The organism is Petrocella atlantisensis (assembly GCF_900538275.1).
Lineage (GTDB): Bacteria > Bacillota > Clostridia > Lachnospirales > Vallitaleaceae > Petrocella > Petrocella atlantisensis.
Genome location: NZ_LR130778.1, coordinates 3,156,530 through 3,182,134, shown reverse-complemented (window position 1 = coordinate 3,182,134; position 25,605 = coordinate 3,156,530). Strand labels below are relative to the sequence as shown.

At 36.6% G+C, this 25,605-nt stretch carries 24 protein-coding genes; 1 reads left to right on the top strand and 23 read right to left on the bottom strand.

From position 1 onward, the window contains the following. Window positions 1-221: 221 nt before the first annotated feature. On the top strand, window positions 222-623 hold the full coding sequence (locus tag PATL70BA_RS17150) for a transposase (RefSeq protein WP_408634444.1): 402 nt from the start codon (window positions 222-224) through the stop codon (window positions 621-623). Window positions 624-739: 116 nt separating this feature from the next. On the opposite strand, the gene PATL70BA_RS14590 is transcribed toward PATL70BA_RS17150, so the two are convergent. From PATL70BA_RS14590 to PATL70BA_RS14480, 23 genes are all read right to left on the bottom strand, one after another. After that, entirely contained in the window at window positions 740-1,426 is a 687-nt protein-coding gene (locus PATL70BA_RS14590; protein WP_125138065.1) for a response regulator, read from the bottom strand. After that, window positions 1,389-2,969 carry a Spo0B domain-containing protein gene (locus tag PATL70BA_RS14585; RefSeq protein WP_125138064.1) on the bottom strand — a complete coding sequence of 527 codons (1,581 nt, stop codon included), beginning with the start codon at window positions 2,967-2,969 and terminating at the stop codon, window positions 1,389-1,391. Before PATL70BA_RS14585 ends, PATL70BA_RS14590 begins: the two co-directional genes overlap by 38 nt. Then, window positions 2,969-3,352: an FMN-binding protein gene (locus PATL70BA_RS14580; protein ID WP_125138063.1), complete on the bottom strand. Its 384-nt coding sequence runs from the start codon at window positions 3,350-3,352 to the stop codon at window positions 2,969-2,971. Before PATL70BA_RS14580 ends, PATL70BA_RS14585 begins: the two co-directional genes overlap by 1 nt. A 22-nt stretch (window positions 3,353-3,374) precedes the next feature. Beyond that, on the bottom strand, window positions 3,375-4,355 hold the full coding sequence (locus PATL70BA_RS14575) for a polyprenyl synthetase family protein (protein ID WP_125138062.1): 981 nt from the start codon (window positions 4,353-4,355) through the stop codon (window positions 3,375-3,377). A gap of 177 nt (window positions 4,356-4,532) precedes the next feature. Continuing rightward, window positions 4,533-6,446: an NAD(P)/FAD-dependent oxidoreductase gene (locus tag PATL70BA_RS14570; RefSeq protein ID WP_125138061.1), complete on the bottom strand. Its 1,914-nt coding sequence runs from the start codon at window positions 6,444-6,446 to the stop codon at window positions 4,533-4,535. A 130-nt stretch (window positions 6,447-6,576) separates the two neighbouring features. Then, entirely contained in the window at window positions 6,577-6,771 is a 195-nt protein-coding gene (locus tag PATL70BA_RS14565) for a YwbE family protein (RefSeq protein ID WP_125138060.1), read from the bottom strand. A gap of 29 nt (window positions 6,772-6,800) precedes the next feature. After that, complete coding sequence (locus PATL70BA_RS14560; RefSeq protein ID WP_125138059.1) at window positions 6,801-7,370, bottom strand: hypothetical protein; 570 nt, start codon at window positions 7,368-7,370, stop codon at window positions 6,801-6,803. Window positions 7,371-7,415: 45 nt separating this feature from the next. Further along, on the bottom strand, window positions 7,416-8,153 hold the full coding sequence (gene rluF, locus PATL70BA_RS14555; protein WP_125138058.1) for a 23S rRNA pseudouridine(2604) synthase RluF: 738 nt from the start codon (window positions 8,151-8,153) through the stop codon (window positions 7,416-7,418). A gap of 214 nt (window positions 8,154-8,367) precedes the next feature. Beyond that, window positions 8,368-10,734 carry a vWA domain-containing protein gene (locus PATL70BA_RS14550; protein ID WP_172596270.1) on the bottom strand — a complete coding sequence of 789 codons (2,367 nt, stop codon included), beginning with the start codon at window positions 10,732-10,734 and terminating at the stop codon, window positions 8,368-8,370. Between the two features lie 17 nt (window positions 10,735-10,751). Beyond that, window positions 10,752-11,879 (bottom strand): S-layer homology domain-containing protein, encoded by a 1,128-nt coding sequence (locus tag PATL70BA_RS14545; protein WP_125138056.1) that lies wholly within the window; start codon window positions 11,877-11,879, stop codon window positions 10,752-10,754. A 230-nt stretch (window positions 11,880-12,109) separates the two neighbouring features. Beyond that, complete coding sequence (locus PATL70BA_RS14540; protein WP_125138055.1) at window positions 12,110-12,577, bottom strand: methylated-DNA--[protein]-cysteine S-methyltransferase; 468 nt, start codon at window positions 12,575-12,577, stop codon at window positions 12,110-12,112. A gap of 39 nt (window positions 12,578-12,616) precedes the next feature. Then, entirely contained in the window at window positions 12,617-13,006 is a 390-nt protein-coding gene (locus PATL70BA_RS14535; RefSeq protein ID WP_125138054.1) for a response regulator, read from the bottom strand. Window positions 13,007-13,062: 56 nt separating this feature from the next. Then, window positions 13,063-15,351, bottom strand: a complete 2,289-nt coding sequence (locus tag PATL70BA_RS14530) for an ATP-binding protein (RefSeq protein WP_125138053.1) — start codon at window positions 15,349-15,351, stop codon at window positions 13,063-13,065. Between the two features lie 9 nt (window positions 15,352-15,360). Then, window positions 15,361-15,837, bottom strand: a complete 477-nt coding sequence (locus PATL70BA_RS14525; RefSeq protein WP_125138052.1) for a chemotaxis protein CheD — start codon at window positions 15,835-15,837, stop codon at window positions 15,361-15,363. A gap of 3 nt (window positions 15,838-15,840) precedes the next feature. Then, window positions 15,841-16,851: a chemotaxis-specific protein-glutamate methyltransferase CheB gene (cheB, locus tag PATL70BA_RS14520; RefSeq protein WP_125138051.1), complete on the bottom strand. Its 1,011-nt coding sequence runs from the start codon at window positions 16,849-16,851 to the stop codon at window positions 15,841-15,843. A 13-nt stretch (window positions 16,852-16,864) separates the two neighbouring features. After that, window positions 16,865-17,680, bottom strand: a complete 816-nt coding sequence (locus PATL70BA_RS14515) for a CheR family methyltransferase (RefSeq protein WP_125138050.1) — start codon at window positions 17,678-17,680, stop codon at window positions 16,865-16,867. 53 nt (window positions 17,681-17,733) lie between these two features. Next, window positions 17,734-19,782 carry a methyl-accepting chemotaxis protein gene (locus PATL70BA_RS14510; protein ID WP_125138049.1) on the bottom strand — a complete coding sequence of 683 codons (2,049 nt, stop codon included), beginning with the start codon at window positions 19,780-19,782 and terminating at the stop codon, window positions 17,734-17,736. Window positions 19,783-19,795: 13 nt separating this feature from the next. Further along, window positions 19,796-20,293, bottom strand: coding sequence for a chemotaxis protein CheW (locus PATL70BA_RS14505; RefSeq protein WP_172596269.1), 498 nt, complete (start codon window positions 20,291-20,293; stop codon window positions 19,796-19,798). Between the two features lie 18 nt (window positions 20,294-20,311). Then, window positions 20,312-22,411: a chemotaxis protein CheA gene (locus PATL70BA_RS14500; protein WP_125138048.1), complete on the bottom strand. Its 2,100-nt coding sequence runs from the start codon at window positions 22,409-22,411 to the stop codon at window positions 20,312-20,314. Window positions 22,412-22,427: 16 nt separating this feature from the next. Beyond that, entirely contained in the window at window positions 22,428-22,784 is a 357-nt protein-coding gene (locus PATL70BA_RS14495) for a response regulator (protein WP_125138047.1), read from the bottom strand. 70 nt (window positions 22,785-22,854) lie between these two features. Beyond that, window positions 22,855-24,324 (bottom strand): sensor histidine kinase, encoded by a 1,470-nt coding sequence (locus PATL70BA_RS14490; protein ID WP_172596268.1) that lies wholly within the window; start codon window positions 24,322-24,324, stop codon window positions 22,855-22,857. A 155-nt stretch (window positions 24,325-24,479) separates the two neighbouring features. Further along, window positions 24,480-24,872, bottom strand: a complete 393-nt coding sequence (locus PATL70BA_RS14485; protein WP_125138045.1) for a response regulator — start codon at window positions 24,870-24,872, stop codon at window positions 24,480-24,482. Between the two features lie 14 nt (window positions 24,873-24,886). Further along, window positions 24,887-25,489 carry a TetR/AcrR family transcriptional regulator gene (locus PATL70BA_RS14480; protein WP_125138044.1) on the bottom strand — a complete coding sequence of 201 codons (603 nt, stop codon included), beginning with the start codon at window positions 25,487-25,489 and terminating at the stop codon, window positions 24,887-24,889. Window positions 25,490-25,605 lie beyond the last annotated feature (116 nt).

Here is a 25,605-nt window from a genome sequence, read left to right as displayed (position 1 = left end):
GCTCCTACTCCGGATGCTATTGCCTCCATGCATATGACTCATCTTTCAGCTCTTCTTTTAAAAGCCTCCCACGGCCACTTCAAGAAAGAACATGCTAAAGCATTAAGAGTTCTTGCAAGGGAGTCTGTCGGATCCAGCGACAGGTCTTTATCTATTCAAATAACTCATGCTATCGAGCAAATCGAGTTATTAGATAGCCAGTTAAAACTGTTGAATCGGAAATGCAATCAATTATGCTTTCACTTGATTCACTTATCATGACCATTCCAGGCATTGGATTTGTCAATGGTGGAATGATTCTTGGTGAAATTGGTAACATTAAACGCTTCTCCAATGCTAGCAAAGTTCTAGCTTATGCTGGGTTAGATCCGTCTGTTTATCAGTCTGGAAACTTTGTTGCCAAACGTACACGTATGTCAAAACGAGGATCAAAAACCTTACGTTATGCATTAATTAATGCTGCAAACAATGTTGTTCGTAACAACGACACATTTAAAGCTTATTACGATACTAAAAGAGCTGAAGGCCGAAACCACTACAACACTTTAGGTCACTGTGCCGGTAAGCTTGTCAGGGTCATCTATAAGATGCTTACTGACGAAGTCGAGTTTAATCTCGACTAATTAAAACCCGAATATCATTTGATTTTGAAAACTACCTTATAGGGAGTCTTATTAAAGTTACCCTTTTTTAAGGAATTCGATTAAAAAGAATTTCCAGCTAATTTATACTTGACTTTTCATAGCTGGTCTCCTACGAATCGGTAAAGGTTTTTGGGTCGTCCTACACCACCATATGCAAGTTCTAATACCACGATTCCGTCGTTTTCCATCTCTTCTAGATACCTCCTTGCTGTGATTCGTGAAATACCCAGGATTTTAGCAATCTCTGAGGATGTATAGCTCTGATTTGAATTTTTTTGTAAGAAACTCATGATATTTTCAAAGGTTTGATTCGTACCTTCTTCATAAATTGGATTCTGATTTAAATGCATTAATTGATCTATATTCTCTTGGTCCATCATGATTTTATTATGAAGTTGTGCCTTCTTAACCAGATATCTTTTCAAAGCCTCTTGAAAACGACTAAACCTAAATGGTTTTATTAAATAATCTACAGCACCATAACGCATAGCCTTTTCTAGAGTCTCAGACCTATTATCTGCTGTAATAAGAAGCGCATCAATAGCTCTCTCCTGTTGTCTAATCCACTTCAGAAGATCTATCCCTAAACCTCCGGGCAAATAGATATCCAACAATACAAAATCAATGGCTGTAGACTCAATAAAGTGCTTTGCACTTGTGTAATCAGAAGCTACTCCAACCAAAGTATAACCCCTTATTTTTTTTAGAAATTCCGTTAGTATTCTTTGAATCATCAAATCGTCTTCAACGATCAATACTTTTATCTCTAGGGATGTTGACATACCATCTCACTCCTTCATCATAGATATAATCAATAATACCTTCCGCATTTTCCACAATATTTCTAACCAAATATAAGCCATAGCCTCGATTGCCACCTTTAGTTGAAAATCCTTTTTCATAAATGCTTTCTAAAATATCTTCCTCCACAGGTGGACCTGAATTGTATATTTCCATAATAAAGTGGTCTTGACTGGCATCAATAAAAATAACAATTTTTTTCACTTTTTCTTGACCAACCGCATCCATTGCATTTTCAAGTAAATTCCCAATAATTGAACAGGCTTCCTCTGCATTTAATTCAGCTGGCAAACCCTCAACAAATGAATCCTGATCGATGATAAAATCTATTTTGTTCTCGGAAAAAAGTGCATATTTGGTCAGTAACAGTCCAGCAATCTTATTATCTCTTATATGCTCACTTAAGAGATGGTTTAGCCTACTGTTTTTGGATGCTAAAGTATCAATATAATCCAGAACTTCCTCATGATCACCTAATTGCAATAATCCGGATATCGTTTGAAGTTTATTCATAAATTCATGGTTCTGGGCTCTTAAGGAATCCACCAAATGTCTATAATCTGTCAATTCTTCGGCCAATGCCCTTACTTGAGTCAGATTTTCAAGACTTGCAACAGCCCCTATGACTTGATTACTGCTATCATGCATGAGACATAAACTAATTAAGATCCTTGTTTGATTCGGTAAAAACAGCTGTTCATTCACAATATCCGACTTAGATTGAATGGCTTCAAGCATATAATCATAGATAGGTGTTTGTGAAAGATGGTCGATGGAACATTTATCATCCATTGGCAAATTTAACATCATTTGAGATTTTCTATTACATATAAGGACCTCACCATTTTGATCAATTGCAATAATGCCTTTTTCAATGCTGTGTAAGATCAACTCACGTTCGCTTACTAAAAGAGCGATTTCTTTAGGTTCAAGTCCGAAAATAGATTTTTTAATATCCATCGCAAGATACAGAGCCAAAATAACCCCGAGGGCCATACCTATAACCAATGCATACTCAATATTTTCCCGTTGGGCTTCTGTTTCCTTTTGAACCTCATCGGTTAACAATCCGACAAGAACGGCACCCACTTGTTCATCTTCATAATATATGGGATGAAAAGCTCTTATTGCAGAAATAAGTTGGTTGTTATCCGCTGATATGTAAGCTTTACCTTCATTTAACACAGCCTCTTCGCCGCCATTTTTATAGGGTTTGTAGAGACCACTTGCGTAAGGATAGGCATATTGTTTTCCTTCCATATCCATTATTATAATGTATTGATATCTTGTCAGAATTCTTAAGTTTTCAATAAGTCCTTGAATGGACCCATCTTCTCTTTCTTCCGACAACATCTGCCCCAAATCCGGTAGGTTGGCTATAACGACTGCTATATCACTCGCTGCACTTCCCATATGAAGCTCCATAGAAGCTTTGAGTTGATGATTCGCCACAAGAGATATAAAACCTATTACCAGGATAATGGCCGTTGTTACAACAATCATTATTTTATAATGTAGCTTCATTATTCCTCATCCACCTTCGCTTGTTCAAGGGCCTTTTTAACAGCATCAATAAGTGCTTCGCTGGTATAGGTTGCTCCGGATATAACATCCACATCTATATTGTTTTTTTTCATAATGGCTTTCGGTAGTTCTTCAAAGACAACATTCGCCAATAATTCAGGTTCCTCATGAGATAATATCTCAATTTGGGTTATATGACTTTGATCCACTGTTACACTAACCCTTAGGGTACTGTAATACCCTTCTGTCTCATTTATATACGTTCCGGGTATATAAATCGGTGCACGTTCCGAACAACCTACCATTAAAACGATCATAATTATGAGAAAAAAGGTTAAAGAGAAATAGCCCCTTAACCCTTTTACTTTACCTTCACACATCATACGCACCTCATTTCCTTTTCCGTCAGCTCATCCGACTCAATAAGGGAGGAATCATGTTCTCAAGCATTGTTCTTGTCTCACCGATAGGCAGCTTTTCCAATAAAGCCATAGCTCTCATATGGTACTTGTTTGCTAAGGATCTTGTTTGCTCAATGCCGCCTGAAAGTCTTACGATCTCAAACATTTCTTCTATACTGTCATCATCCATGTCTTGACCCAACAATAATTTAAGTCTTTCTGAATACGGATTATCATTTTGAAGTGCAAAAATGATGGGCATGCTGTAATAGCCACGACGTACATCCACTTGGACTTCCTTACCAACTGTTGCTATATCCCCTTCAAAATCAAGAAGATCATCCACAAGTTGAAAAGCCATACCAATCTCATAGCCGATTCGACTAAGAATCTTAACATCTTTTTCATCTGCACCTGCATAATATGCCCCTGAGCTCATTGCTACAGAGAATAAGGCAGCTGTCTTTCCTGATACCATTTTGATGTATTTATAAGGCGTTATCTTTACATCATAGCGCAGCTGATTTTGTTTCATATCACCTAGGCAAATTCTGGTAACAACCTTAGCAAGATTAATTGCGAGAGATTTTTCCAGATTAAGATTGGTCAGCATCAGAAAACATTGACTCAGCAGATAGTCACCCATATAGACCGCATAGGATTGACCGTATTTGCCTTGAATTGAAGCTCTTCCTCTACGCATGGTTGCTTCATCAATGATATCATCATGAATCAGAGTTGCTAGATGTATGGTTTCTATGGCTGTAGCCAATTTGATAATCTCAGATTCTCGTTCCATATAAGACTTACCCATTCTGCTTCCAATCAAGAGAAATGTAGGTCTTAGCATTTTCCCGCCTGTTGCCATTAAATAGTCAAGAGAGCCATCTAAAACGGCATCTCCTGAAGCCGTTTGAGACTTCATATTCTCTTTTACTTTTTCAAGTTGTAACAAAAAGGATGCCTCTGTTATTTTTGTATTCATATTATCACCACTTGGTTTATCATTTTGGGTTATAGTTTTGAGTTATAGTTTTGAAACCATCACTTACATGTATAAAGGAACCGCTATAGATTGGGATGTAAGCATCTGCCAACATCCCACCTAAGCATTGTATCATTATTGGTTATAGGACTCAACTAAGTTTCTCTAATTATTCTTTCACGTGAATAAATACCACTTTTTGACAACTTTTAATTTCATCCATTGTTTCTTTAAGAAAGGTAAAACATAATAGTCAAGACCAAATGTACTACCACTACCACCAATTAATGCAAATCCTGCTGCAAGATACCATAACATCTCAACAGGTGCCATGTTAGAAGACCAAATCATAATGCCCATAATAATGGAACCGATGGATGCCAATGCTGTAAACAAACCAATAATCAAGGCACCACCAACTGCGATTTCTCCTAGGACCATACCTGTTTGGAAAATCGAAGCCATTGCTGTGAAGTCACCGGTGGAAGTATAGAATACCATATCCATCGAGGCATCGACCATGTTCGTTACAAATTCCGGAACCGGAAGGGCTGCACCATGACTTAAGTTCAGCATCCAACTCACGATATCTTCAACAAATTGTGGTAAAGGTAACGATGTTGTCCATACGATCACTTCTGTTGCTTCTTCAACCCATTCTTCGGACGCTCCTGAAGTCGGTAATTTCGCTGGTATTAAGAAAATATCATTCGGATTCTCCATGATTCTAGGTAGCTTTGCAAGACCTTCTAACAACCATTTTAATCCGAGAAATAATCTAAGTGGTACCAAGAAGAAGTTAGGTGATCTTTTAGAAAAATGTCCACCCAAAAAGCTACGTCGATCTTCAACATGGAAGAATTCATGCATCATATAAGTCCATGCTTTGTTAAACCCAGATACTTGTAAAAAATATACCATATTAATCATATGCTTAATCAACATCGCAAGGAATCCTGAATAAACCATTTGATTCTTAGGTGTACCTACTTGAGCCACACCATATTTGCCACCGATACTTACCATAGCACCATGAAACTTGGGTTTGTATGGTTTCAGAGGCTCTTTTTTGATCGTAGCAATAATATTCCCGGCAACCAAAGCAGATGAATGCTCTGCATTTTCAACCATCTGTGGAACAGGTTGTTCTTCCCCTTCCGGAATAAAGAAGATGTTGTCACCAACTACAAAAACATCATCATGACTTTCAGATCTTAGGTATTGATCGGTCTGAACGCGATTTCTTGGTCCTTTACTAAAGTGTTCTTTTTTCAAAGTCCCCATCAAGTCACTGCCTTCAACACCTGCAGCCCAAATGGTGGTATAAGTTGGAATAGGCTCTTTGCCTTCTATACTAATACTGTTTTTATTCACTTCGATGATATTGGAACGGGTTAAAACCTCAACACCTAATTTTTCCAAACGTTTTTCTGTTTTATGGATTAATTTGTCTTTAAACATAGGTAGTACTCTCGGTAACAAGTCGACAACCATGAGTTTAACTTCTTCCCTAGGAATATTGAAGTTAAAACATAATTTATCCGTCCATTCAGCTAATTCACCTATCATCTCTATGCCTGTAAACCCACAGCCTACGACAACAAAAGTCAGAAGATGTGCTCTTTTATCCGGCGTTTTCTCTACACTTGCTTTACCAAAAGCTTCTAAGATATGATACTTAATCTTTAGCGCATCTTCATAAGACCATAAAGTCAAAGCATTTTCCTCTGCCCCTTTACAGCCATAGAAAGTAGGTTTTGAACCTGTACCCAGTACTAAGTAGTCATAGGCGTATGTGTTTAAATCACCCGTTAATTCTTTCTTTTCAAAATCGATATTTTTAATTTCATCCAATACCACATCGACATTACGACCTTCAAAAATCTTATCTAGGTCAATACGTATGGATTCTTCCGGCACACGACCGGCAGCAACCTCATGCAACTCCGTTAGCATCGTATGGTATGTATTTTTGTCAATTAAGGTAATTTTTATATCTTCTTTTTTCTTGAATTTCCTTGCAAGCTTTTTTGCAGTAAGTATACCACCATAGCCTGCACCTAAAACCACTATGTGTTTTTCATTTCCCATTTTTTTCGCTCCTATCCAATTTAATCACTTCACTAAATATACAAGTTTGACATTTATTTGTCAATATTACGGTCAGTTTAGTTCTTTTTGTTCTTTTTGTAATTCATCCCTCACCTGTCCCTAATGATTTCTAATGAACAATTGTCTTAACCCTACCGACGATACCATCCTCTAACATGACTTTAATCCCATGAGGATGATTTTTAGAGTTGGTCAATATTTTCTTTACCACACCTTCTGTCAACTGACCACTGCGTTGATCCTGTTTCTGCACAATCATTACCGTCATACCGATTTGAATCTCATCTCTTTTACTACCTTCCACAAGCTTACCTCCCTTTTTCGACAATCATTTTACTTGTCTACATACTGATAATAGATATTACTGGACTTAAGCCGCAAGTAATGTTTGATCTTATAATTCAAACCATTGATGTGAAAAAACCAGATGGAAAACATCTCCCACATAGCCACCCACGCACCAATATATAAGCCTTCTGATAGCAATTGTTCTAAAATCGGATTCTTAATGAGGCTGGTCGAAAAAACAGCAAATATCAACAGTATCACACCTATTACAAAGAAGGTAAGGGTGTTCCTCATCTGCCGAAACCGTTGCGTTTTCACTTGACGAATCCGATACCCAAAATAATTATGTATACCTTCAATACTTCTCTTTTCACGACTGGTATCATGTAATGTTTTTAACAAGAAAAAGTTGATATCCAAATTCTTTTTCATTGGTATTTCATAAGAGCAAGACATAAGATATTCTAGCAAGTCCTCATCCATATCTCTATTCACAAAAGGTGAATAGTCCCATTCACTGTATACATCCCGATAATTATCAAGATGTACATCTATATGATAGGTTTTCTCCTTTTTATCATAACGGTATATTGATTTTAGCATCTTTTCGTTCATAAGATTTTCCCCAACTCTTTTCATGAAACTTTGCCATTGTTGTACTTATTTCGTAAATGAAGCCTCTTCCGTCTTACTGGAATGGCTTATGAGTCGATCGATTTCTCTAATCTCTGCTTTATTTAGATAGCGCCACTGTCCCGGCTCAATACCTCTAAGCTCTATATTCATGATTCTTATACGTTTAAGCTTAATCACCGTATAGCCGAAAACCTCACACATACGCCTGATTTGACGATTTAATCCTTGAACCAAAATGATCTTAAACCTATTTTTTCCGATACGTTCTATTTTACACGGCTTGGTCTTTGTTTTAAGAATAGGTACACCACGTTCCATTTTTCTGATAAATTCATCTGTAATCGGCTTGTCAACGGTTACGACATATTCTTTTTCGTGGCGGTTACCCGATCTTAAGATTTTATTGACAATATCACCATCATTGGTCATAAAAATTAATCCTTCAGACATTTTATCTAAACGGCCAATGGGAAATATCCGTTCTTTATACCCAATATATTCCACTATATTTGTAGAATCTTTAAAATCTGTGGTACATGTCACACCCACCGGCTTGTTAAAAGCCATATATATTCTTTGTACTTTTGGTTTTACCACTTTGCCTTCCACGGCAACGATATCCTCAAATTCCACTTTTGATCCTACCTGGGCAAGATATCCATTTATCGTTACAAGGCCTCTTTGAATCAACTTGTCTGCTTCTCTTCTCGAACATATACCGGATTCACTGATATATTTATTAAGTCGAATAGAATCACTCATAGCGTCACACCTTTAATTATATTTAGGGTTAAGTTGTCAAAACTATATGGTTTAACAACTTAACCGTTTATTATTTTATCTCTTTTTTTATTATATCATGAATCGACTTCAAGGAGAAGTTATGTATGTTCGACATAAAAGAGTAGCAAGATTTCACATCATTGCTACTCTTTTAATTATACTACGAAACTTATTGATTTGTTCTACGATGCTTTTACAATAGATTTGGCAATTCATCCATCCTGTTATTAATTCTTATAACGATAACTGCCTCGTTGCCACCTTCATCTCTTGCATATACAGCATAATAACCGTTTTCTGTTACATTGAACCTTTCATGAAGGTGTTCATCATCGTTCTTATTTGGTGCAAACACTGCAATAGCATCAATCTCATCTTCTGTCATTTCTATCATTAAGCCTTGACTGGTTCCGATCAAATGACTAAAGTCAGCTATCGTCGCACTGGTAGCACCACTTGTCAGTTTCATATAATGTGTCTCTACAATCCTAGAACCTGTTCCATTGGTTTCAACATAAACCGGCATAGCAGCACCATTTAATATAAAACCTTTCATATGATCGTATTTTATGATCGGTGGAGCATTATCTGCTTCAATGCTCTTATCATGATATAGATTACCTGTGTTTCCGAAAGCATTCTCGACACCGATTTCAATAAGATTACTACCTTCTTCTAAAGTAAGGTTCTGCCTATATTGACCAAGTGCATCCGTAAACTTACCCGTTGCAACTGTCGCCTCGTTTAGATCGATTTTAGTAACGGTACTGTTGATTTGAGTTTGTAGTACTAACTCAGAATGCACTTGACTCTGGATTGATGTAACTGTAATGATAGGTACCGTTTCGTTGGTCACATTGCCATATACATCCGTCGCTCGCACTTTGAGATAGTTTCCTATTAACTGGTCTTTTGTCATATCTAACTTATTATCACCTTGTAACCCTGCAAATGAGAATAAGACCGTATCATTTACATCATATACTTGGAGCCTCGCATCTTCATTAATATTTATGGTTAATATGTAGTTGGATTGATGCTCCTTCGTATTGGACAAGTTCACATTCATAACAGGTGCTTGAGTTTCAGTTACAATCATATCAATATCTGCAAACTCTTTAATCTTAACGACATCATCTAGATCCTTATAGCGAATAAAGGATTGCTGTCCTTCACCAATAACATAAGCACCTGCTGTCTTTGCCTTAAGTGTTATGGTGAATTCCATAGGACTGGCTACGAAATGTGTCCCAGCCGCATTAAGATTATAATTGATACTACCAAACTCGCCTTTTACTGTCTGACTCACTTTTTCCATGGAAGAAGGATAACTTACAATCTCAAAAGCGTCATTAAAGGTTTCTTCAAAGTAGACATTTTTAAGTGAGAAATCGCTGCTAATTTGCTCGCCTAATTCAGAATAAATATCTTCCAATGCATTACCTGATAAGGCTTTTTTATAGGTGCCATTTGCTTCATCCGATATCGCTTTTAGGGTATTGCCCGCATCATCATCGGCAAAAGCTATAAAATAGCTTTGAATAGCACGGCTACTACCCTTTATAAGTCTTCCGATATTTTTACCATAATTAAGGGCTAGACCATCATTATCACTACTACCGGTTCCACCTCTTTTTAATCGTGATCCATTTTCATAATTATAGTAGGATTCGTTATTGTCTTTTTTTCCATCATTATCTTGATCATAGTATGAATAATAGGTTGGCACACCGTCCGTTAAAAATATAAAATATTTCTCTGAATCTGTATTTGTATTCAAAGACTTGAATCCTTCGTACATACCCAAACCAATATTAGTTCCACCACCAGCACTTAGATCGTTGACCGCCGAAACCAAGAAGTTATAATTCGTTGAATTGTCTATGGGTAGTAACATGCTATTATTTCTGTACTTAACGGAAGTATCTGAATTGTATTCAATAATACCAACATTGGTATTAGGTGCATCTTTTAATTGTTTTAGAAAGTTTTTTGCTGAATTCTTAGCCAAATCCATTCTAGAAGTTGCTGCTGTGTTTATCCAATATCGCTGATAATAGGTATATTGATAATAGGTGTATGTCCAGACTCTTGTCCAACTCCATCCATCTCTAACCCAATACCATTGTGATACTCTTTCATCCCAAGGGTCATTTTGACCAACTTCATTGGCAACTTTATTATAAGCATTGTTATTTTCTCTGTATTCTGATTCTGTTATAACTTCATAATCACTCCAATATCTAGACTGACTGATTGAATTCCCGTTTACATCCCAAGCCATACTTCCTGAAGTATCAATAATCAAAATTATATCTTTAGGTGTATTATAATCTTCCGGCAAAAGGGTATCTACAGGAATATCTTGAGGTTGAAACCTATAGCTGACTTGAAAAGTATCATTGACTAATACTTGTGTCTTATTGTCGACAATCATTTTGTTCATAAAAATCGGTGCTTCGTAATCAACGGTATCTGCCTGCACCGATACACCCATACTGATGACCATTACCATTATCAAAAGCATACTGATCCATGATTTAAAATTTATTTTTGTCATTATAGCCCTCCTTCTTTTCATCGTGCCACATCATGGAACTTGACAATATAAACATCATCCATGGTGTCATCCAGATATCCCATAATTTGATAGTTATCACCAATACGTTCTTCGAATCGTATTCCATCATTTTTTAGTTCTTTAAGGCCTTCTTCTAATCTGTCTACAACGAAGTCATTACCATTGATTACGTTAAGTAATTGTTTGAACAAAGTCTCCACAGATGTATCTATGTTCGTATAACTGTTAAGTTCTAATATAATACCTCTTGAGTCTTTAACCAAGTAAATTGTATTATTTGACCCTATACTAAGTAATGCTGATTTATCTGATACATCAATAATACGAATATTCTCCGAATCTTCTAGCTCTAATAGTAGTGTTGCAGCTTCTAAAGAGAAATATCTTGAAAAATAAGTAAGATCAAAGGCCTCTCCGGCTTCTTTATCAACCGTACTATTCGTGTTGTTTTCATCAATCGTGATTTGACCAATAGAAGGTGCGTTGACTATTTCTTTCTGATTAGCCAGTCGGTACATAAGTAAGATGGCCTCTTCTAGAGTTGTTGTGCCTAAAGGTCGTATAATATCAAGTCCTGTGTGATCCTTACCGACACCTTTCATGATGTTGTTCTGATAACAATAATCGACGGCTTTTTTCGCCCAACCACTGATATGATTGCCGTCAGAATATTGGGTACCTAATTGAATGAGGGCGTCATCGTCAAGGCCCAACGCATTCATAAGTTTGTATACAAGACTTGCAACCTCTTGCCGTGTAATATAGGCATCCGGCTTAAATAGTCCGTTACCATAACCGTCAATAATCTTAAAACTGTAGGCTTTAAGTATCTCTTGCTCATAGGGATGGCCTAAGATGTCCGAAAAAGCATACTCTGATTCTAGTTCAATATCTCTACCTGTTTTTTCAACTATAGATAATGCTAATAAGACATATTCATAACGTCTAATGGGCCCTTTATAGCCTTTCCTTAAACTCTCATGAATCAGTCCATGGGTCATCGCCTCATCAACCTCATCTTTAGCCCAATTGCTTGGTATCGCTTCATTTCCAAATGCAATTGTTGTTGTCATAACCAACAGTAGCAGTATTCCAATAAATGACCGTAATTGCTTTTTAAACATATAACCCTCCCTCAAGCTGGTTTACTGATTATCCCTCTATGGTGCTTAAGCCTAAAAAATGCGTCTAAAGCACTATAGATTTAATTAATTATAGCATAAATTATTATAAGTTCATAGGTCCCAGATGGATGATTTTCAACAAATCAAGCTCCATCAAGGTAACTTTACCTGATTTTCTTATACAAAAAAAATATCCATCAGCTTGAATAAGCTTGGATATTTTAAATTGACTAATCAGTACTATTTTTCTTTTCATGGTCAAGGAGCCAAGTTTTGCGCCAGATACCGCTTGCATAACCCGTCATCTTACCATTACTGCCAATAATTCGGTGACAAGGCACTATGATTGCCAGTTTGTTCTTATGATTGGTGCCTCCTATGGCACGGTACGCCTTGTTATGACCTACTTTTATAGCTATGTCTTTATATGTGGCCACTTTACCATATTCAACCTCTGTTAGTGCCTTAAAAACTTTTTTTTCAAATTGTGTGCCCTCAAAAGCCATCTGTAAATCAAATTCTTTTCTTTTACCTTCAAAATATTCAGCCATTTGTTTTTTTGCTTTTTCAAGTATGGGGCTAGCATTCTCAGATAGCGTTGCAATATCTACAAATGATACCCTTATAATATTTTCATTTTTTGCTTCTATCATGATTAAACCAATGGGCGAATCATAATAAGCAACATTTATGTTCATTATTAGACTCCTTTTCTATGTTTGATAGTGTACCTTAGCTTAACGTGTCAATTGTAGGTTCTTAATGACTTCAATAAGCTTCTCAATATCCAACGGTTTGGTTGCATAAGCATTAGCCCCTTTAGTAAATGCATCATCCACGACTTCCGTCTCACCAAGAGCAGTTGTCATAATGATTTTAACAGGATTGTTGATTTGATTTTGCATCTCCAAGTCTCGAATGGTTTTTAATACTTTTACACCATCTACCTTGGGCATCATGATATCCAAGAAAATCATATCATAGGGCTCTTTGTCTTTTAAGGCTAATAGAAAAGCATCGATAGCCTCAAGGCCGTTAATAACCAAATCACAGTCCCCATAATCGGACAAGATCTTCCACATAAGTTTTCTGCTCACCACATCGTCTTCTGCTATAAGTATTCTCAACTCAGTCACTCCCCAGCATTCATTTTTTATCTAATCTATCTACACTTTACTACAGTTTAAGTCAAATCTAAAGCTATTTTTTCTACAAAATCTAAAATATTATCCCATTTTTCTTTGCGTGTTGCCATCACCAGCTTAAAAGCCAATATTCTTAATTCATCTTGTCCACTTCTTTCAAAATAATCAACCAATTTCTGAGCTTGAGCGGTTATTTCATTACTATCTTTCTCCTTATAGAGATATCTAATCTTTTCTAGTATTGTTTCTACCGTACTGACGCGTTCTGTCTTGACATCATCATGCATGATGACTAATGCTTCATTGTACCGCACGTCATGAAGTATTCTTTTATCACCATCCATGAGTGCATGAACCATTTCAGATATTTTCTGTAACTGTATGGGTTTCGTAATATATAAGTCAAAGTTATGCTTCATAATTACATCCCGATCTTCTTTTAATGCTAGTGCTGTCAAAGCAATAATGGTTGCTTTTCTGCCTTTATCGCTTCTCCGAATAATATCAACAGCCTCAAGCCCACTCATCACCGGCATCTGAATATCCATAAAAATCACATCATAAGCAAGATTTTTTTCTACTTCATTCACGCCTATTTTCCCATTTTCCGCTACATCAACGGTATGTCCATCTAATACCAGCTGTTTAGAAATGATTCTACGATTAATCTCATCATCTTCAATGACCAAAATCCTTCCCTTTTTATGTTGAGTCTCGGATAGTTCCTGCTTATAAAAAGGCTCATACAGGGTATCTAATCTTCTATAATAAGCTTCTATTTCCTGTCCTGATTCTGTCTCAACGTCTAGAGGGATACTAAAGTAGAAATCTGAACCCATGCCTTCTTCTGATTTAACCGTTAAGTTGCCGCCAAAAAGTCTAATTATTTTCTTAGAAATGGTTAAACCAAGACCAGTACCACCTTTTTTCCGTGTGTAAGAACCATCGGCTTGCGTGAAGCTCTCAAATAAATTCGCCTTGAAGTCTTCACTAATGCCAATACCGGTATCTTTTACATGTACGCGTAATTCCAGTTTGTTGCTCCCAATCATAGAAAAACAATAATGCATCATGACCTCACCTACATCTGTAAATTTGATAGCATTATCCACGAGATTCGTCAGTACTTGCTTAAGTCTAATTCTGTCTCCAATAACCCTTCCCATGGCGGTGGGACATATTTGTAGATTAAAATCAATGTTCTTCTCCTGAGCTTTAAAGAGATTTTCTTTATAAACTTCTTCAAAAAGTCGATCTATGCAAAAAGGTTTTTTAAATAATGTCAATTTACCTGCTTCAATTTTAGAAATATCTAAGATACTGTTGATAATATTTAACAGATTCATACTAGAAGATTTGGCAATATCAAGGTTCTCAATTAATGACGGATCTGTTAGGTAACGTCTTGTAAGGTCCACCATTCCTATGATACCGTTTAAAGGTGTCCGAATTTCATGACTCATATTCGATAAGAATTCGCTTTTTAGTCGATTGGCTTCAATTGCATCATCTTTAGCTTTTTTTATCCTTTTTTCATAGTTGACTTGCTCTGTTATATCTTGAATAATAATCAAGGTCTGTATTTCATCATGACTCATGATTTTCACAAATCCCAGTTGATAATCTCTATAGATATTTTTATCAAAAATAGTATGCTTAAACTGTAACCTGTTAGAAAGATAATCTTGACTGTCTTCATATAATGCATGAACACTTTGTCTCATTTTACAGTCAGCACATCCTTCACTTAATCCACATAATTTGTCCTTGGCATTTGAACATCTCAATAAGTTCCCGAGTAATGCTTCACCAGCCTGTGCTTGTTTCACATCAAAGTTATGTGAGATATAGCGGTTAATCTTGATCACTTTTCTATCCTCATCCACCACAACTAAGCCTAAAGGCAAGGCGTCATTGATAATTTCTAAATTATTCTTTTGTTCGATATGCTCATTTTCTAACTGGATTAAATTAGTAACATCTCGAATACTAAGTACTACCTGATAAAGATTCTGAACCTGTATACGTGTAATACTTGCCGACATATACCGCTTCCCTACATTGGGCACCATAATATATGCGCCTCTTTCTAGCCCTCTTGTAATACCTGATGCTTTGACTTCATCAATGATGTTCTTGATGATTTCACCTTTTTCATCTGTTTTAACTCGAAAGAACCGAGCTATGTCATCCATAGGTTCTGGTTGATTACCAATGACTTCAATAGCCTTTTTATTAATGTATTCAATCTCATTGTGTTCATTAACCGTAATGACACCGTCTCCCAGGGCTTCCAAAATGTTATAATAATCCATATTTTTTTTCATATTTATCACCTATAATATCATATTTTGCCGTTTAACATGAATATGGCCGTTTGATACCTTAACTGTAACGGTTCGGCTATAACGCTTGCCTGTTTCTGAATCATCAATTTTTAATCCATAAGTACTGACCAAATGTCTAACCATTGCTTTGTTTTTTTGTCCGACTAAAAATTGATCCGTCGGCAGACCGGATACTGCTCCGCCAATAAGATGCACTTCTAATTGACTTTTCTTACAACCTAATTCATTCAGAAAATAGTTTACCATTACCGGTACAATATCTGACGCAAAATAACCCGGCTTCATCTTGTATAGAGCCCTATTTCTTATACTTGAATTTTCCGGTAGGACTATATGGGCCATCGCTGTATGATTTGTATGATTGCAATGGATAATAAGTGCAACACAGGAACCAAGCGCATGTGTTATCATAATCTCACTTTGATTATTAGATACTCTATATTCACCAATACCCACATTTAACATAAGTCACCTCAAGTATTTCATCATATAATGACCCATTAGATCTAAAGACGTCTGCTTTGTTATGCCATTTAATTCATAGGCTACTTTAGGCATGCCATAGACCACACTTGAAGCTTCGTCTTGACCAATGGTGATGGCACCCTTCCTTTTCATAGTTGTTATACCTTTTGCACCATCATAACCCATTCCGGTTAACAGAACACCCATAGCTCTTTCCTTAGCTTCCTCGGCCATAGATGAAAACAATACATCCACTGAGGGACAGTGCCCACTAACCTTATTACCGGCAAACACCCTAAGAACGTAAGTACCATCCACTTTTCTAACTTGTACATGTTGATCACCTGGTGCTACATATACATGGTTTCTCTTAATGATATCATTGTTTGCTGCTTCTTTCACCGTAAAGTGCGTTTGTTGATTCAACCGTTCAGCATACATTGCTGAAAAAATCGGTGGTATATGCTGTACTACTACGATGCCCGGTAATTCCTCAGGTAATTGTTTAAGTAACTTGAATATGGCTTCCGTACCACCGGTAGAAGCACCAATCCCGATTAAGTCAAATTGTTTAATAACTTGATGTCGGTTCTTTTCTATGTTAATCGGCTTTTCGTCAATTATAACCGTAGCGTTAAATGCTGCTTTGATCTTGTTAATTACCGCCAATATAAAGTCTTGAACACTTTCCGGTGACTGAGCGCTTGGCTTGGAAACAAATTCAACAGCACCTGCATTCATAGCATCAAAGACTTTATTGCTTACAGCACTCACAACAATAACCGGAACAGGATACTGGGGCATCAAGCGCTTGATAAATTCTATACCGTTCATCTTAGGCATCTCAATATCACACGTAACCACATCCGGTTCAAACTCAAGAATCTTATCGACTGCATCATAAGGATCTACAGCCGTAGCAACAACTGTTATCGTAGGGTCCACCATGATACCTCTTGATAGTATTTCCCTAAAAACGCGACTGTCGTCAACAATCAATACTTTAATAGCCATCCTACTTACCCCCTTATACTTTTCTATAGACTGCCGGCTTAATATACTTGAACTTAGTGGTCTCCCTACTTATAGATTCAGAATGTCCGATAAATAAATAGCCACCAGGTTCTAGGGCATCGTATAATTTGTTTATGAGTTCCGCTTTTGTCTTATGATCAAAGTAAATCATAACGTTACGGCAGAATATTATATGAAACTTTTTCTTAAAAGGGAATTGAGGCTCAAGAAGGTTGAACCTTCGATAGATGACTTCATTTTTTAGACTTTCCTTAACCTGATACTGCTGGTCATTGATTTTATCGAAATAATTAAGTACCCAGATTTTTGGTAAGGCACTTAGTTTTTCTTTTGTATAAATCCCTTTTTTGGCTTCTTCTAGTACACTTAAAGAGAGATCTGTTGCCAGTAATTTTTTATCCCATGATACGGCAAGATTCTTAAAATAATCTGCTAGGAGTATCGCCAGGGTATAGGGTTCTTCTCCTGATGATGCTGCAGCACACCAAACCCGTAGATCTTTGTCTTTTATAGTCCTATTCATATATGGTAATACTTCTTGGGTGAGAAAACTAAAATGTTCCGGTTCACGCATAAAGTAGGTATGGTTGGTTGTAATCTTATCAATCAAACGACTCAGTTCTTTACCTTCTGAGTCATGCTTAAGTAACTGATAATAGGACATAAAGCTGTTTAAATTATGGTCTCTGACAATACTACCCAGTCGCCCAACAAGCATTGCCTTTTTCTCATCTCTCAGATGAATACCGCTATGCTCTTTAATAAAGTCTGTAATGAGCCTAAACTCATCTTCTGTAATCTGTATCATCTCAACACCCACTTATAGAAGGGAGACATGTCTCCCTTCACAAATAATAATGACTAGTATTTATCAAAATCTGTATCACTTAGAGATATTTTTTTGCTCTGCCTCTTGGGTCCACTACCTTCATTATGCTTCATATCTTCCAGCATCTTTAGCACATCTGGATGCACTTCTTCATGGTCTTGATTATACTTGGCTTTAGTGTGCTTTAGCTTAAAGTTAGCTACTTGTGACTTAAGCATATCAGCTTGACCGGATAGTTCTTCGCTGGCTGCAGCTGTTTCCTCTGCTGTCGCACTTGTGGTTTGAACCACATCGGATATTTGCATGATGCCTTGATTAATCTGTTCAACACCAAGGGCTTGCTCATTCGATGCCACAGCAATCTCTCCAACCAGTTCTGCTGATTTTGATACACCTTCAACAATCATGTTCAATGCCTCTGCTGTTTCATTGGCAAGCTTAGTGCCACCTTCTACCTCTTTGATAGAACCTTCAATCATTGCTGTGGTTTCTTTGGCTGCATTGGCTGAACGGGCAGCTAGATTTCTGACTTCTTCTGCCACTACGGCAAATCCTTTTCCGTGTTGACCGGCTCTTGCCGCTTCAACTGCAGCATTTAGAGCTAATATGTTGGTTTGGAAAGCTATATCATCTATAACTTTAATAATCTTGGATATATTATTAGACGAATCATTGATGCCTTCCATAGCTTTGACCATACCTGCCATCTGTGCGTTCCCTTTTTCTGCATATTTTTGAGCAGACGAGGATATTTCTTTAGCTTTTTCTGCATTGGCGGCATTTTGTCTGGTCTGAGCAGCAATCTCTTCAATGGAAGCTGTTAATTCTTCTACCGAACTTGCTTGTTCTGTTGCGCCTTGTGACAAGGACATGCTGGAATCTGATACCTGTCTAGATCCGGATGCCACTTGTTCAGAAGCAGAATTAATGTTGGTCATAACCTCATTAATGTTATTTGTCATTCTTAGGAATGTGCCTGCTAGTATGCCAATCTCATCCTTGGACTCTACTTGGATATCCACATCCAGATCTCCATCTGCAATTCTTTTGGCTGCAATTACCATTTTGTTAATTGGCTTTTTGATAATGTTAGATATAAACCATCCAAGTAATATAGAAATAGCAACACCTATGAATGTAAACATAATAATCATCATATTCGATTTGACCACTGCATCATGAGCAATCGTTACATTTAGTGCAACCATTTCTTCCAAATTAACCATTAGATTACCAGCATTTGTCTCATTTTCACCCATAGCCAATACCAACATTTCATCAAACAATCGATCTGAAGTTCCAACCAGTTCTGACATTCTAGCTAATACATCTAGCGTGGCTTCCATATTGACTACAGTTACAGTATCGTATATGTTCCTAGCTTGGGCTTGTTTATCTTCGGCTGCTCCTGTTATTATTGCATTTATTGTTTTGCCACTTTCATGCACTTTTTGATGGGGAATTTGTATCTCTTCCATCAAACTTGATAATTCTCCACTTCTTGTATCATATGACCCAAGCCAATGTCCTAAAGCACATTCATCTGCTTCAAGTCCACCTTCAAATCCAACAGTTTTTTCTATGGACTCGGAGAGCATCCATATCCAGTTCATATGGTCTCTTTGTCTTAATGCTATTTCCTTGCTAACTTCTTGGGGATTATCAATACCAAGCGAATCTATTTGATTTGACAATGTCATAAATCGTTCGTGACCTTCTAGCCATGTAGCGTACCCAGTCTCAATATGCGCCCATTTAGCTTCCTCTTCTTCTGTCATCGGTAACTCTAGAAACAAATCCCAGTACTTATTAAAATTAGCTTTACTCATCTCAATTTCCTGGTAATTTTTTTGTTTTTCTTCATATGTTAGTTTAGGATTCAACAAATTGTTTTCATGTGCTTGAATTTCAATATAGCTTTTTTCGATTTCTAATAGATACTGAACACTAGGAAGTCTAACTACTCCAACTTCGTTAAGACCGATATAGCCAACCACACCTATTGCGCCAGCTATAACAGCTACTAAAACAAAACCTATAATCAATTTGACGCCTATTTTTAGGTTATAATACCACTTCATATTTTAAATCCTCCTAGTCATTCGAGCTTTTTAGCTCGTCTATTTCTTGCTCATCCAATAGTTTTTCACAATCCAGTATCAATATGACTTTGTCATCACTTTTACCTACACTCTTAATATATTTTCTCCCACCCGAATTTAGATTGGGCGGTGGCACAATATTATCATCACCAATATTAATAACTTCTGCGACAGCGTCAACAATAATACCAATGGATAATTGTGCTATATCAATGACAATGATACAGGTTCTGTCATTATAGTCTTTTGGCATCTTGTTAAACTTCAATCTAGCATCCATAACCGCTATGATTTTACCTCTTAAATTGATGATACCTTTGACAAAATTCGGCAATTCCGGCACAACCGTAATGGGTTGAATACCGATGATTTCCGTCACATACATGATGTCAATCCCATAGTTTTCTTCTCCAAGAGAGAAAGTAAGGAATTTGCCTTTCTGTGTATCTTCTTCTTGGTCTTCTAATAAACCATTCATGTCTTCATTCATCTTATCACCTTCATCCCCTTATTTGTCATGTACATTGGATAGTTCAAATTCGCCGACATCCAGTATCAGACTGATGCTTCCATCACCAAGTAATGTACATCCACCCAAGCCTTTAACCTGCTTATAGCGTCTGATATAGTTTGGCAATGACTTAACCACAACCTGCTGTTGTCCTAGTAATTCATCTGCAAATAGACAACAGCTACGATCGTCTTCTTCAACCATAATCAAGATACCTTTCTCATAGTCATCGACATCTGTTTTTAGACCGTAGTGCTCATAGAGCTTCACAATCGGATAACATAAACCTCTAACCATAATCATCTCGTTACCATCAGGATCTTTTATGATTTCCTTATTTCCAGGTCTAAAAGATTCCTTAACAGAAACAATAGGAATGGTAAACCTTGATTCTCCTACTTTTATGTTCATACCCTCAATAATGGCTAAGGTTAATGGTATTTTAAGAATAATGGTTGTCCCTTTACCAAAAACACTATCTACGATGACAGAGCCGCCGATACTTTCAATGTTTTTTGCCACCACATCCATGCCGACACCTCTACCAGAAAACTCTGTCACTTGTTCCTTCATGGAGAAGCCTGGGTGTAGTATCAGACGATAAATATCTTTATCGTTCATGTCCTCTATGGATTGGTAGATTAAGCCTAGATTATAAGCTTTCTCATAGATTTTTTGCTTGTCTAAGCCTTTGCCGTCATCTTTTATAATGATCAGAACATCACTCCCTGAGTTTTTTGCCTCAAGGATGATACTACCTTCCTTTGACTTACCTTTTGTTAAACGTTCCTCGGCGTCTTCAATACCATGGTCAATAGCATTTCGAATAATATGCATCAAAGGATCTGCTATCTTTTCTATGATGTTTTTATCCACTTCAGTTTCTTCTCCGTATACATCTAGAACCACATCTTTGGACAGCTTTCTTGTCATATCCCGTACGATACGATGCATTTTCATAAAGGTTGTAGACAATGCCACCATTCGAATGGCCATAACCATATCTTGAAGCTCACTGGATATTTTATGAAGCTGTCTTGACGCTTTTTCAAAACTCTCAATCTCCAATCGCACAACTTCAGGATTCTGAGATACCATCGCTTCTGCAATAACAAGTTCACCCACCATGTCCATAAGCATGTCCAGTTTATCTACGTTTACACTAATAATGCTTTGGGTTGTTGTCGCTGTGACTTCCTGCTTGGTATCTTCTTTTTCTTTTTTTATTTTCTGACTTTCTATGTACTTTTTTGAGGTCTCCGGGATCTTGATCTCTTCTGACATCTCTTGATCTTGATAAATGACTTCAAATTCTTTGAACCACTCTAGTTCTGCTTTTTCAAAATCCAAACTTTCCAAAAAGACAGTTTTTTCAAGATATTTTTTAATGTCTTCCTCACTGGAGGTTGACCTTATGGCCATTAAAAACCCATTGGTTCTTATATCTTCAATAGTCTGGTCATTATCGATGATATCACTCGGTTTATAAAGCACTTCCTCAACCAAATCCACAATATTATGTATAACTGTATAGGCTCTGATATTCTCCATCTCACAGTCTTTTTTGAACCTAATCTTTGCTTTATAATACTTTGCTTGATCTTCTTTATTACTGGGTCTAATGTAATATTTTTGATCAGCTTCTGTTTTTGTCCCGACTTCTTTCTTTATCTTCTCAAGTCCGTTTTCATCTTTAAGCACCTCAAGGTAATCATTGACTTTTTCTGTCAAACTGGCGGTGTCGCCGTCCGGTGTTTCTCCATTTCTGATTTTGATCAGTTCAATTTTATAATAGTCTATACTCTCGAGAATGCAGTCGACCAGTGTGGAGAAATCGTATCTTATAGCCTGATTTTCACGTATAACGTAAAATATATCTTCAATCTTATGGGCCAAAGTACTGATTTCATTAAACATCATCATAGCTGATGACCCTTTAATGGTATGCATAAAGCGAAAAATCTCATTAATCGCATCCATAGAAAAAGTCCCTATTTTTTCACTTTGAATCATCAGTTGTTCTAGGGTTTCTATAATCTGTGAAGTCTCATAGACATAAGCTTCCAGCATCGGTTCATCAATATATGAATTGTTCAACTGTTCTTCCCCCTGTTTATGATTTTAAGCTCTCCAATACTTCAATAAGCTTATCTTCTTTAAATGGCTTAACAATAAATGAATTGGCACCATGCATGACTGCTTCTCTAATAAGTGCTTCCTGACCCATCGCTGAGACCATGATTACTTTAACTGTAGAGCTGAGCTTCTTGATCTCTTTTAGGGCCTCAATACCGGATAAGTTAGGCATGGTAATATCCATGGTAATAATATCCGGTCTGTACTTTTGGAATTTTTCTACAGCCTGTTGACCATCCTCTGCCTCACACACAACCTCATAGTCTTTTTTTTCAATCATCCTTCGAATGGCTACCCGCATAAACGACGCATCATCTACTATCATTAATCTCATTTTTTTTCCTCCATTTTTCTAATAAGAATCTTTGATTTCTATGTTATTTTATTATCAGTTCCATCTGCTTTTATCTAATGGTATAAACCGGTAGAATCATTGTAAAAGATGTACCATAGTTCATAACACTCTCTACAATCAAATCTCCACCACAGCATAGTAACATTTGCTTACACATGGGTATGCTAATACTATCACTTTCCTTATATATATGAATGAAATCATGGTGATAAAATTCATTAAAGATATATTTCAGCCGGTCTTTCTCAATCCCCTTACCATAATCTGTTACGGTTATTCTCATATTACTTATCTGATTTTCTCGGTTATGTTGGTTTTGTAGCTTAATTAATACTTTGTTGTTTTTAGTATGATTTTTTGCATTAACCACCAGTTCTCTGAGTACCGATACAAGTACCTTTCTTTCAATAAAAATCTCTAAATCTTTATCCTCTGACTGTTCAACTTTTATATCCAATCCTTCTAAATCAAATTTCTTCACTTCATCTACGACTAAGTTATAGACATTGTTGTGAGTATATTCAAAATCCATCCCTTGTATATCAATGTATTTTGATATCTGATTGATGATATTTCTGGTATGTTTCATCTCAAGGACCATGGCTTCAAAAAGCTCTCTGTTATTCTGTCCTACTTCATTTATATCAATGAGTTGCATCATCCCCATCATACCGTTAAGAGGTGTTCTCAAACGATGGTTAATATCTTTTAGGAACTGGGTTTTTAACTGATTAGCGTTATCGGACTGTTTCATGGCATGTTTCAGCTTATTTTCATTATGAAGTCGTTCTGTTACATCCATAAACAATACAGCAAACTCATGCTGCTCTGTAGGATAGGCCCTTACTTCATAATATTTATCAAATGCTTTTGAATAGTTGACCACACTCCTTGATGTTCTCTCAAGTGCCACTTCTCCATAGATGTCAATCCAGTAACTTTCAGTATCCGGAAGCACCTCTAGAACCGTTTTACCAATAATATCTGCTTCCTTAAGACCTGTGATTTTCTCGAAAGCGGCATTAACCGCCAAGTAGATATAATCTACAGGGTTACCTAAGTCATCTAGAACCATCCGGTGAAGTGCAAAGGCCTCTTGCGCATTCATCAGCAACATGTTTTGGGATTGATTGGTATCAGCATATGCATTGTAAATATGCTCATCGTAAATGCTTCTTACGTAGGCCATGGTCAAAACAACAACCGTTGCAATAATGGAAATTAGTTTTTTTTCAAAATCAATCTCGGAAAAAAATGCAAACGGTAATACTGCAATCAAGTAAATGAAGATATAATTTCTCATCCTACTTCTGCTATACAAGGAATAGATTGAAATCAATAGCAGTAGTAAATGACTGGTGATGTAGACATCACTTCTTGTATAATAAGCTATCATTGTACTAATCATCGTTATGGCCCATAGCAAATAATTTAACCTTAATTGGTATTTCTCTGTCCATGCTTTTACAAAACTAGATGCAAGTACAACCACCAATAGGACTAGAATGATCACATTCACCTAAATATTGAAAAAAAAGTGATGACCATTCGTGGTCTTATATAAGCCGACCAAAACAAAATATACAACTATATAAGCAATGTTAATGAATCTTAATGAACTTTCTCTATATTTCCAATAGGTCACCCTTGTACCCCCTCACAACCCTAATATCTTTAGATTAAATTAATTTTTTTGAGTACTTCATCAAACTTCTCAACATCAATCGGTTTCCAAGCATAGGCTTCACAACCATATTTATAGGCTTCTTCAACGGTTTCTTTATCATTAAGAGCTGTGGTCATAATAATCTTAGAAGGTGCTGTGCCATCTTGCAAAGATGTACTTTCAATTTCTCTTATGGCCTTTAACGCTTTGATTCCATCTACCTTTGGCATCATAATATCTAAGCAGATTAGGTCATAAGGGTTCTCCATCTCTATAGCGTTCATGGCCAAATCTATGGCTTCAAGTCCATTCATGGCCACGTCACAGCTACCATATTTGGATAGGTATTTCTTCATAAATAAACGGCTGGTTAAATCATCCTCTGCAATAAGAATCTTCATATTATTTCTCCTCTTTATTTGTCTATCTCATTTATATGTTCATATTCATTGGTACTTTTTAATAATTTCATAATATAATCCAGTGCACGTTCTTTCAAAGCGTAATGCATACCAGTCATACGCCACTCATAAATCTGGGCAAACAAAGTACCATGTATCATACTTGCCATCTCTTCACTATTGTAGCCGGTGTTCTTTAAAAGTATATCTTTATTCAGTGTTATAAGGTTTTCTAAAAAACTTATGCGTTTGTTGACGATTTCTTCCATTCTAGCCTTGGTTGTTTCATGATAATAATAAAGATCCATCGAAAACATGACCGTCGTCAGTTCCACATAGTTCTCATAGAATTCAATAAATCGTTTAATATAATACCGAATGACTTCATAGCCTGATAATCGACTTTCCAAAATGGTGTTGATGATTTTTTCATCATACTGAGCATAGGCTTCGACAATATGGTTGAGTATCTCTTGCTTATTTTTGTACTGTCGATATAAAGCCGGTTCTGTTACTTTCTCAAGTCTTGCCAGATTCTTTGTTGTTACACCGCTGACACCTTCACTATATAATAGATCAATGGCACTGATTAAAATCTTGTCTTTTCTCTTTATCATATTTCACCTCGTTAGTGTTCACTAACCTAGTATAGCATCTACCTAAATCGGAATCAATACGTAACATGTAAATTTATGATTTTTGGTATATTTTCACAAAAATAAGACCCCTAGGG

What these genes read in the sequence shown, in the direction of transcription:
- PATL70BA_RS17150 (WP_408634444.1), top strand. Translation starts at nt 222, where the DNA reads ATGCAATCAATTATGCTTTCACTTGATTCACTTATCATGACCATTCCA.
- PATL70BA_RS14590 (WP_125138065.1), bottom strand. Translation starts at nt 1,426, where the DNA reads ATGTCAACATCCCTAGAGATAAAAGTATTGATCGTTGAAGACGATTTG.
- PATL70BA_RS14545 (WP_125138056.1), bottom strand. Translation starts at nt 11,879, where the DNA reads ATGTTTAAAAAGCAATTACGGTCATTTATTGGAATACTGCTACTGTTG.
- PATL70BA_RS14505 (WP_172596269.1), bottom strand. Translation starts at nt 20,293, where the DNA reads ATGAATGAAGACATGAATGGTTTATTAGAAGACCAAGAAGAAGATACA.
- PATL70BA_RS14510 (WP_125138049.1), bottom strand. Translation starts at nt 19,782, where the DNA reads ATGAAGTGGTATTATAACCTAAAAATAGGCGTCAAATTGATTATAGGT.
- PATL70BA_RS14515 (WP_125138050.1), bottom strand. Translation starts at nt 17,680, where the DNA reads ATGATACAGATTACAGAAGATGAGTTTAGGCTCATTACAGACTTTATT.
- PATL70BA_RS14585 (WP_125138064.1), bottom strand. Translation starts at nt 2,969, where the DNA reads ATGAAGCTACATTATAAAATAATGATTGTTGTAACAACGGCCATTATC.
- PATL70BA_RS14550 (WP_172596270.1), bottom strand. Translation starts at nt 10,734, where the DNA reads ATGACAAAAATAAATTTTAAATCATGGATCAGTATGCTTTTGATAATG.
- PATL70BA_RS14570 (WP_125138061.1), bottom strand. Translation starts at nt 6,446, where the DNA reads ATGGGAAATGAAAAACACATAGTGGTTTTAGGTGCAGGCTATGGTGGT.
- PATL70BA_RS14540 (WP_125138055.1), bottom strand. Translation starts at nt 12,577, where the DNA reads ATGAACATAAATGTTGCTTATTATGATTCGCCCATTGGTTTAATCATG.
- PATL70BA_RS14525 (WP_125138052.1), bottom strand. Translation starts at nt 15,837, where the DNA reads ATGTTAAATGTGGGTATTGGTGAATATAGAGTATCTAATAATCAAAGT.
- cheB (WP_125138051.1), bottom strand. Translation starts at nt 16,851, where the DNA reads ATGGCTATTAAAGTATTGATTGTTGACGACAGTCGCGTTTTTAGGGAA.
- PATL70BA_RS14485 (WP_125138045.1), bottom strand. Translation starts at nt 24,872, where the DNA reads ATGAAGATTCTTATTGCAGAGGATGATTTAACCAGCCGTTTATTTATG.
- rluF (WP_125138058.1), bottom strand. Translation starts at nt 8,153, where the DNA reads ATGAGTGATTCTATTCGACTTAATAAATATATCAGTGAATCCGGTATA.
- PATL70BA_RS14580 (WP_125138063.1), bottom strand. Translation starts at nt 3,352, where the DNA reads ATGATGTGTGAAGGTAAAGTAAAAGGGTTAAGGGGCTATTTCTCTTTA.
- PATL70BA_RS14530 (WP_125138053.1), bottom strand. Translation starts at nt 15,351, where the DNA reads ATGAAAAAAAATATGGATTATTATAACATTTTGGAAGCCCTGGGAGAC.
- PATL70BA_RS14575 (WP_125138062.1), bottom strand. Translation starts at nt 4,355, where the DNA reads ATGAATACAAAAATAACAGAGGCATCCTTTTTGTTACAACTTGAAAAA.
- PATL70BA_RS14560 (WP_125138059.1), bottom strand. Translation starts at nt 7,370, where the DNA reads ATGAACGAAAAGATGCTAAAATCAATATACCGTTATGATAAAAAGGAG.
- PATL70BA_RS14480 (WP_125138044.1), bottom strand. Translation starts at nt 25,489, where the DNA reads ATGATAAAGAGAAAAGACAAGATTTTAATCAGTGCCATTGATCTATTA.
- PATL70BA_RS14495 (WP_125138047.1), bottom strand. Translation starts at nt 22,784, where the DNA reads ATGAGATTAATGATAGTAGATGATGCGTCGTTTATGCGGGTAGCCATT.